Genomic DNA, 8,342 nt, shown 5'->3' on the forward strand with positions numbered 1-8,342 from the left:
CCGTTGTCGGTGCCGTGGTGCGGTTTCAGCCAGTGTGCACCACGGCACCGACAACGGGAGGGCCGTCACGCCGGGCGGTCACCGAGGGCGGCCACGGCGGTCACCAGCGGGGCACGGCGGGCTGCGTCCAGGCCGGGTCGGCGACCCGCATCGCCGCCGCGTCGTCGCGGTCGCGCAGCGTGCCGTCGTCGTCCAGCCACCGCCGGTGCAGGAACGCCAGCCGGTCGCGGTCGAGTTCCACGCCCAGGCCGGGCGCGTCGGACACCCGTACGGTGCCGTCCTCGAAGGCGAGCCGCTCGGTGAGGACGTCCTCGGACTGCCAGGGGTAGTGGGAGTCGCAGGCGTGGTGCAGGTTGGGCACGGTGGACGCCACCTGCGTCATCGCGGCGAGGCTGATGCCGAGGTGGGTGTTGGAGTGCATGGAGACGCCCACGCCGAAGGTGCGGCAGATCGCGGCGAGGTGCCGGGTGTTGCGCAGCCCGCCCCAGTAGTGGTGGTCGGAGAGGACGACCTGCACGGCGTCCCGGGTGAAGGCCTCCTTGATCTCGGCGAACGTCGTCACGCACATGTTGGTGGCGAGCGGCACCTCGGTGCCGGCGGAGACCTCGGCCATGGCGGGCGTGCCGAGCGTGGGGTCCTCCAGGTACTCCAGGACGTCCGCGAGCTCCCGCGCCACCTTCAGCGAGGTCTCCACGGACCAGGCGCCGTTGGGGTCGAGGCGCAGCGGATGGCCGGGGAAGGCGGCGGCGAGGGCGCGGACGGCGGCGATCTCCTCCTCGGGCGGGAAGACGCCGCCCTTGAGCTTGAACGAGGTGAAGCCGTACCGCTCGGTGAAGCGGTGGGCCTGTCCGACGACGCCCGCCGGGTCGAGGGCCGCGCCCCAGTCGTCCTTCTCCGCCGGCACGCCCTCGAGGTGCTCGGCCCACTTGTAGAACAGGTAGGCGCTGTACTCGACGGCGTCGCGCACCTTGCCGCCGAGCAGGGCGTGCACGGGCAGGCCGAGGCTCTTGCCGAGGGCGTCCAGGCAGGCGACCTCGAGGGCGGAGAGCACGGACAGCCGCAGCTTGTCGGCGGTCTGCACGCCGCGCAGTCCGCCGACGTCGACCTGTCCGGAGACGCGGGCGGCGTCGACGGCGACCTGGTCGGCCTCGGCGAACAGCCGGTTCAGGTCGTCGGCCCGGTGTCCGACGAGCCGGTCGGCGAGCGGGCGGGCCAGCTCCAGGTACTTGGTGTCGCCGTACGTCTCGCCGAGCCCGGTGACGCCGTCGACGGTGACCACCTCCACGATCAGCCGGGGGGTGTACGGCTGGTGCACGCCCTGGGTGTTGAGCAGGGGCGGGTCGGCGACCAGGACCGGGGTGAGGCGGACCTCGGTGACGGTCAGGCCGTGGGAGGTGGATGCGGTCACAGGGCGGCTCCTACGAGGTCGGGTCCGGTCGCGCGGTTCGAGGAACGGCACGTGGAAGCCGCGCGGCAGCCGGTCGGAGGTGTCCCCGTCGCCGTAGCTCGTCCGTCTCCCTATGTAAACGGCATCCACGTATGAGAACGAAGGCTAGAGGGGGGAACCAGGGGCGTCAATGGGGTCGGCCGGGGGTGTCCGCCGCCCGCCGGACAGGGAAAAGCGCGCTGCTACCCACCCGCCAAACCCACCAAACACAAGAGTGACTCAGATCACACCTTCCCCGCTCCCGTTGCCCTGCCCCCGCTTGATACAAATTGCCCGCGCGTTCTCGTCCGTCGACGGCCGTCGCCCCCACAACCTCCTTTTTCGCACCGTCCCTTTCGCACGCCCTGGGAACGCCCGTGTACGCCCCTCGCACCACCCCCTGGCCCCTCGTCGCCCTTTTCACGGCCGGGTACCTCGCCCCGTATCTGCTGCCGACCACCGTCGGCCGGCTGGAACGCGGCCTGGACCTGACGGCCACCCAGGCGGGAGCCGTCGGCAGTCTGCTGCTGCTCAGCTCGGCCACGGCCGGGTTCCTGCTGGCCTCCCGCGTCGAACGGACCGGGGCGCGGACGCTTGCCCGGCTGGGTCTCGTCCTCGCCGCGGTCGGCTACGGCGGGGCCGCCCTCACCACCTCCGTCCCGGCCGTCCTCGCCGGCGCCGTCGTCGGCGGCTTCGGCTCGGGCACGGCCACCACGGTCGCCGCGACCCGGATCGCCGCCGAGAAGGACCCGCACCGGGCCTCCACCCTGGGCCTGCTGAGCGTGTCCGCGCTGGCCGGCGCGGTCTATCTGACGGTGCCGCACCTGCCAGGGCACGGGCTCACCCTCGCCGCCATCGCCCTGACCGCGCTCGCGGTGTGGCCGCTGACCTCCCGGCTGCCCGGCGGCACGTCCGGGCCGGCGGCGACGGCGGAGGCGTCCGAGACGACCGAGGCCGGTGGCCGGCTGCCGCACCGGCGTTCGGGCATGGTGCTGGCCGGGGCGATGCTGCTGTGGTCCCTGGCGCAGAACGCGCTGTGGGGGGTCAGCGGCCGCATCGGCGTCGGCCAGGCTCAGTTGTCCGAGCCGACCGTGGGCGTGGTCTTCGCGGTCGCGCTGGGCGCGGGGCTGCTGGGCGTGCTGGGCGCGGGCGCGCTCGGCTCGCGGCTCGGGCGGGCGCTGCCCATCGGCGGCGGCACGGTCCTCATCGCGTGCTGCATCGCGCTCAGTGCCTCCGCGACCGGGCTGGGAAGCTTCGCAGCGGGCGAGATCGCCTGGAACACGTTCTACCCGGTGGTGCTGTCGTACCTGATCGGGCTGGCCGCGTCGCTGGACCCGCGGGGCCGGTGGGCGGTGCTGGTCGGCTCGGCGTCGTCGCTCGGGACCGCGGCGGGGCCGCTCACCGGGAGCGTGCTGTCGGCGCAGGCCGGTTTCCCCGTGATGGGGGCGGTGCTCGCGGTGGGGCTGCTGCTCGTCGCGGTGCCGATGACCGGGGTCGCGCTGCACACGGGCGGGCGGCCGCTGCTGCCGGGTGCCGTACGGCGGCGGGGCGGACACCCGGCGGCCGTCGTCGCGGCGACCACGGGAACGCCGTCCGGTGCCGTGCCGGAGGTCGGCGCGCCCGAGCAGTCGGTCGTCGAGATCCCCCTCGACGGCACGCCGGCCGCCGCTCAGGGGGCGTACGACACGGCCGCGGCCACGAGGGCGCCGGGCGGGATGTGACACGCGGGCGCCGGGCGAGGGGCGCGGTCACGGAGATCCCCGCCGGAAGCCGCGCTCCGTCAGCTCGCCTCCGGCCCGAACCGGCGCCGGTACGCCGACGGCGTGATGCCGGTCTCGCGGCGCATCAGCGTGCGCAGGTTGGCGGCGGTGCCGAGTCCGCTGCGGCGCGCGACCACCTCGAAGCGGGACTCCCCTCGCTCGATCAACCGGCACGCCAGCGCGAGCCGTTCCCCCGTCAGCCACGCCAGCGGCGTGGTGCCCAGCTGCGCCCGGAAGCGGCGGTGCAGGGTCGCCGGGCTGACCCCCGCGCGCTCCGCGAGGCCGGACACGGTGAGCGGCGAGTCCAGCCGCTCCTGAGCCCAGGCCAGGACCGGCGCCAGGGACTCGTCCCGCAGGTCGGGCATGGGCCGCTCCACGAACTGCCGCTGCCCGCCGTCGCGGTGCGCCGCGAAGACCAGCCGTCGGCTCACGGCGTTGGCGATCTCCGCGCCGTGGTCACGGCGGACCAGATGGAGCCCGAGATCGAGGGCGGCCGCGCTCCCCGCCGCGGTGAGGATGTCGCCGTCGTCCACGAACAGCACGTCCTCCTCCATCCGCACGGCAGGGACGCGGGCGCGGAAGGAGTCCGCCCACTGCCAGTGCGCGGTGGCCCGGCGCCCGTCGAGGACGCCGGCCTCCGCCAGGGTGAAGGCGCCGCTGCAGAAGCCGACCAGGCGCGCACCGCGGGCGTGCGCCCGGCGGACGGCGTCGAGCACCGCGGGACGGCGGGGCACCTCGATGTCCGGCCGGTTGGGGACGATCAGGGTGTCCGCCGTGTCGGCCGCTTCCAGGCCGGCGACTCCCGTGAGCGTGAAGAACCCGTCCCGCATCAGGGTGCGGGGCTCGGGCGAGCAGAGCCGGAAGTCGTAGAGGTCACGGCCGATCTCGGGTCTGCGCAGCCCGAAGACCTCGGTCGCGCAGCCGAGTTCGAAGGGGTTCGAGTTCTCGTCCACGATCACGACGACCCGGTGCACGCCTGATGCGGAAGCCGCGTCAGCCGCGTGCGAGGATTCTTGCGTCATGTGCGATTCCTAGCACTCACGTCACCCGCGCCAAAGGGCTCAGGGTGAGTTCATGAGCAGCGAACCGATCCCCCTCGGCCGGGCCCTGGCCTCCTTCGACGCCCTGTGGAGCCCCCGCATCGTCACGCGCGTCAACGACTACGACGTCCGCGTCGCCAAGGTGGAGGGCGAGCACATCTGGCACGTGCACGACGACACCGACGAGTTCTTCCTCGTACTCGACGGCGAGCTGCACATCTCCCTGCGCGAGCCGGACGGCGAGCGCACGGTCCTGCTCCCCCAGGGGTCGGTCTTCACCGTCCCCCGAGGCACGGAGCACAGGCCGTACGCTCCGGCCGGCGGCGCCGCCATCCTCATGTTCGAGCCCACCGGGACACCGACCGTGGGCGACCGCCACGACGAGATCCCGGACCACGTCGACGCGACGACCGGCCACGCGCTCGACACCTGACCCGCCGGGCGCGACCGCCCCGGCGGGAGCCAGGAGGCGTCAGCGGCGTTTCGGGAGGGGTACGCGGTCCAGGTCGCGGGCCACCGTCAGGTCGGCTTCGTAGCCTGCCGCGCGGGCCTGGCGTTCGAATTCCTCGGGGTCCGGGTAGCGCTGGCTGAAGTGGGTGAGGACCAGGTGGCGGACGCCCGCCTCACGGGCGACCCTCGCGGCCTGACCGGCGGTCAGGTGGCCGAAGTCGACGGCCAGTTCCTCGTCCTCGTCGAGGAACGTCGACTCGATCACCAGCATGTCGCAGCCCTCGGCGAGCGCGTACACGCCGTCGCAGAGCCGGGTGTCCATGACGAACGCGAACCGCTGTCCGCGCCGGACCTCGCTGACGTCCTCCAGGGCGACCCCGTTCAGGGAGCCCTCGCGCTGGATGCGGCCGACGTCCGGCCCCTCGATGCCGTGCGCGGCGAGCCGGTCGGGCAGCATGCGGCGGCCGTCGGGCTCGACCAGCCGGTAGCCGTACGCCTCGACGGGGTGGGAGAGCCGGCGCGCCTCCAGTGTGTAGCCGGGGGTGCGCACGAGCGGGCCGTCGGTGTCGACGGGGGCCTCGAGGAGGGCGACGGTCTCCCGGTAGGCGGTCGCGTACCGGAGCCGGTCGAAGAACCGCTGTCCGGAGCGCGGGTAGTGCGCGCTCACCGGGTGCGGCACCTTGTCGAGGTTGATCCGCTGGATCACCCCGGCGAGGCCGAGCGAGTGGTCGCCGTGGAAGTGGGTGACGCAGATCCGGTCGATGTCGTGGGCGGCGACCCCGGCGCGCAGCATCTGCCGCTGGGTGCCCTCGCCGGGGTCGAACAGGATGCCCTCGCCGTCCCAGCGCAGCAGGTAGCCGTTGTGGTTGCGGTGCCGGGTGGGGACCTGGCTGGCGGTGCCGAGCACCACCAGTTCTCGGACGGACAAGGCGGCCTATCCGGGGGGCCACTCGAGACCGCGCCCGCCCAGCACGTGGGCGTGCGCGTGCCACACGGTCTGGCCGGCGCCGCTGCCCGTGTTGAACACGATGCGGTAGCTCTCCAGCTTCTCCTGGTCCGCGACGGCCTGGGTCTCGCGCAGCACGTCCGCGGCCAGTCCCGGCTCCGCCGCGGCGAGCGCGGCGGCGTCCTTGTGGTGCGCCTTCGGGATCACCAGGACGTGGGTGGGCGCCTGCGGGTTGATGTCACGGAACGCGACGGTCGTGTCCGTCTCCCGCACGACCGTCGCCGGGATGGTGCCCGCGACGATCTTGCAGAACAGACAGTCGTCCTGAGGTTCCCCTGCCATACGCCCTCCTCGACCCGGTGATCTTCACTGCACAAGGCATGCTACCGACCCGCCCGCGGGCCGTCGTGCCGCCCGCCCGCGGTCACGACAGCGCCGGCGGCGTCTTCGCCGGGGCCGTCTCCAGCGCCTCGAGCGCCAGCCGCACCGCCTCGTCGAGCTGGACGTCACGCCCGGCGGCGTGGTCCTGCGGGCGCTGGACGACCTCGACGTCCGGGTCGACCCCGTGGTTCTCGACGTCCCAGCCGTAGCCCTCCAGCCAGAAGGCGTACTTGGGCTGGGTGACCAGCGTGCCGTCGACGAGCCGGTAGCGGCTGTCGATGCCGATGACGCCGCCCCAGGTGCGGGTGCCGACCACGGGACCGATGCCGAGCGCCTTGATCGCCGCGTTGACGATGTCGCCGTCGGAGCCGGAGAACTCGTTGGCGACGGCGACGACGGGTCCCCGGGGCGCGTCGCGCGGGTAGCTCTCGGCGCGCATGCCGCGCGGCAGGTCCCAGCCGACGATCCGCCGGGCCAGCTTCTCCACCACGAGCTGGGAGGTGTGGCCGCCGCGGTTCTCCCGCACGTCCACGACCAGGCCCTCGCGCAGCACCTCCACCCGCAGGTCGCGGTGGATCTGCGCCCAGCCGGGCGCCTGCATGTCGGGGACGTGGATGTAGCCGAGCCGTCCGCCGGACTTCTCAAGGACGTACGCCCGCCGGTCGGCGACCCAGGCGTGGTAGCGCAGCGGCTCCTCGTCGGCGAGCGGTACGACGACGGCGTGCCGCGGCTCTCCCCCGCCGGCCGGTGACACGGTCAGCTCGACGGGCTTGCCCGCCGTGCCGACCAGCAGCGGCCCGGGTCCGGTCACCGGGTCGACGGGCTGTCCGGCGACGGCAACGATGGCGTCGCCGGGACGGATCGCGACACCGGGCGCGGCGAGCGGCGAGCGGGCCTCCGGGTCGGAGGTCTCGGCGGGCAGGATGCGGTCCACCCGCCAGGTGCCGTCCTCGTGCCGCGAGATGTCGGCGCCGAGGAGTCCCTGACGGGCGCCGCCGCCGAAGCCGCCGCGGGGGGTGACATAGGCGTGCGAGGTGCCGAGTTCGCCGTGCACCTCCCACAGCAGGTCCACCAGGTCGTCGTGGGTGGCGAGCCGGTCGAGCACGGGCCGGTAGCGGTCCAGGACCCCGTCCCAGTCGACGCCGCTCATGTCGGGACGCCAGAAGTTGTCCCGCATGATGCGGCCGTTCTCGTCGAACATCTGCCGCCACTCGGCGGCCGGGTCGACGAACTGCCGGACGCGGCCCAGGTCGACGGTGATGTTGCTGTCGCTGTCGTCGTCGGAGGAGGCGCGCCGGTCGCTGGGCACGACCTTCAGCCGCCCGTCGGTCCACAGCAGCACCCGCTTGCCGTCGCCGCTGACCTCGAAGTGGTCGGCGTCCACGGCGAGGTGCTCGACGCGCTGCTGGGCGAGGTCGTAGCGCTCCAGGTCGGTCTTGGGGTCCGGGTCGTCGGGCGTGGCCCGGGACGCGCCGAGCACGCCGCGCACCGGGTGGCGCAGCCACAGCACGCCGTCCTTGGCGGCGCGCAGGTTGCTGTAGCAGGCGGCCTCGACCGGGAACGGCACGATGCGGTCGGCCAGCCCGTCGAGGTCGATGCGGGTGGTGGGGGTGCCCTCGCTGTCGGGGGTCTCCTCCCGGTCCGGCGTCTCGAAGGGCCGGCCGTGCCGCTGCGGCCCGAACGGCGACGGGGTGGTCGCCGCGAGCGTGATCAGGTACGGCCGGACGCCCTCGACGAAGGCGAGGTCGAAGACGTGCTCGTCGTAGACCGGGTCGAAGGAGCGGGTGGACAGGAACGCGAGGTGCTTGCCGTCGAGGGTGAAGGCGGGCGCGTAGTCCTGGAAGCGCAGCGGGGTCGCCTCGGTGACCGACAGGTCGGTGGTGTTCGCGAGTTTGATCTGGCTGAGCGGGCGCGGGCCGGGGTGGGACCAGGCGAGCCAGCCGGAGTCGGGCGAGAAGACCAGCCCGGAGACGTCGCCGTCCTCGCTGCGGTCGATCTCGCGGACCTCGCCGGTCTCCCGCTCGACGAGCAGGACACGGCCGTCGTGCGAGGCGATCGCGGCGCGGCTGCCGTCGGGGGCCATCGCCAGGTCCACGACCCGGCCGAGCTGTCCGGCGGCCAGCCGGCGCGGGGTGGCGCCGGGGGCCGGTCCGGTGGCGGGGGCGAACTCCAGGGCGTCGTCGCCCTCGGCGTCCGTCACCCACACCACCCATTCCTCACCGTCCGCGCGCCTTCCGCGCGGACGGGGAGGAATGGGTGGTGTGGGTGGCGGACGCCGAGGGCGACGACGACCTGGAGGTCGCCCCCCCACCGGACCGGCCCCCGGCGCCACACCGCGC

At 73.9% G+C, this 8,342-nt stretch carries 6 protein-coding genes and 1 pseudogene; 2 read left to right on the top strand and 5 right to left on the bottom strand.

Annotation, left to right across the window (positions count from 1 at the left end; all coding sequences use genetic code 11):
- Positions 1 to 100: 100 nt before the first annotated feature.
- Positions 101 to 1,408 (bottom strand): glucarate dehydratase family protein, encoded by a 1,308-nt coding sequence (locus CCN29_RS12175; RefSeq protein ID WP_086681619.1) that lies wholly within the window; start codon positions 1,406 to 1,408, stop codon positions 101 to 103.
- Between the two features lie 395 nt (positions 1,409 to 1,803).
- Between CCN29_RS12175 and CCN29_RS12180 the strand changes: the two genes are divergently transcribed.
- Positions 1,804 to 3,147 carry an MFS transporter gene (locus CCN29_RS12180; protein ID WP_086681623.1) on the top strand — a complete coding sequence of 448 codons (1,344 nt, stop codon included), beginning with the start codon at positions 1,804 to 1,806 and terminating at the stop codon, positions 3,145 to 3,147.
- A gap of 59 nt (positions 3,148 to 3,206) precedes the next feature.
- Here CCN29_RS12180 and CCN29_RS12185 read toward each other — a convergent pair whose 3' ends face one another.
- Positions 3,207 to 4,208 carry a GlxA family transcriptional regulator gene (locus CCN29_RS12185; protein ID WP_086681625.1) on the bottom strand — a complete coding sequence of 334 codons (1,002 nt, stop codon included), beginning with the start codon at positions 4,206 to 4,208 and terminating at the stop codon, positions 3,207 to 3,209.
- A gap of 52 nt (positions 4,209 to 4,260) precedes the next feature.
- On the opposite strand from CCN29_RS12185, the gene CCN29_RS12190 reads away from it, so the two are divergent.
- Positions 4,261 to 4,659: a cupin domain-containing protein gene (locus CCN29_RS12190; protein WP_086681628.1), complete on the top strand. Its 399-nt coding sequence runs from the start codon at positions 4,261 to 4,263 to the stop codon at positions 4,657 to 4,659.
- A 39-nt stretch (positions 4,660 to 4,698) separates the two neighbouring features.
- On the opposite strand, the gene CCN29_RS12195 is transcribed toward CCN29_RS12190, so the two are convergent.
- The 3 genes and pseudogenes from CCN29_RS12195 to CCN29_RS12205 form a co-directional block, all read right to left on the bottom strand.
- Positions 4,699 to 5,604 carry a ribonuclease Z gene (locus tag CCN29_RS12195; RefSeq protein WP_086681631.1) on the bottom strand — a complete coding sequence of 302 codons (906 nt, stop codon included), beginning with the start codon at positions 5,602 to 5,604 and terminating at the stop codon, positions 4,699 to 4,701.
- Positions 5,605 to 5,610: 6 nt separating this feature from the next.
- Positions 5,611 to 5,964 (bottom strand): histidine triad nucleotide-binding protein, encoded by a 354-nt coding sequence (locus CCN29_RS12200; protein ID WP_031018871.1) that lies wholly within the window; start codon positions 5,962 to 5,964, stop codon positions 5,611 to 5,613.
- A gap of 82 nt (positions 5,965 to 6,046) precedes the next feature.
- Positions 6,047 to 8,248, bottom strand: a pseudogene (locus CCN29_RS12205) (S41 family peptidase); the annotation flags it as partial.
- Between the last annotated feature and the right edge of the window lie 94 nt (positions 8,249 to 8,342).

It is taken from the genome of Streptomyces pseudogriseolus (genome assembly GCA_002154585.1).
In the GTDB taxonomy this organism is placed as follows: domain Bacteria; phylum Actinomycetota; class Actinomycetes; order Streptomycetales; family Streptomycetaceae; genus Streptomyces; species Streptomyces pseudogriseolus.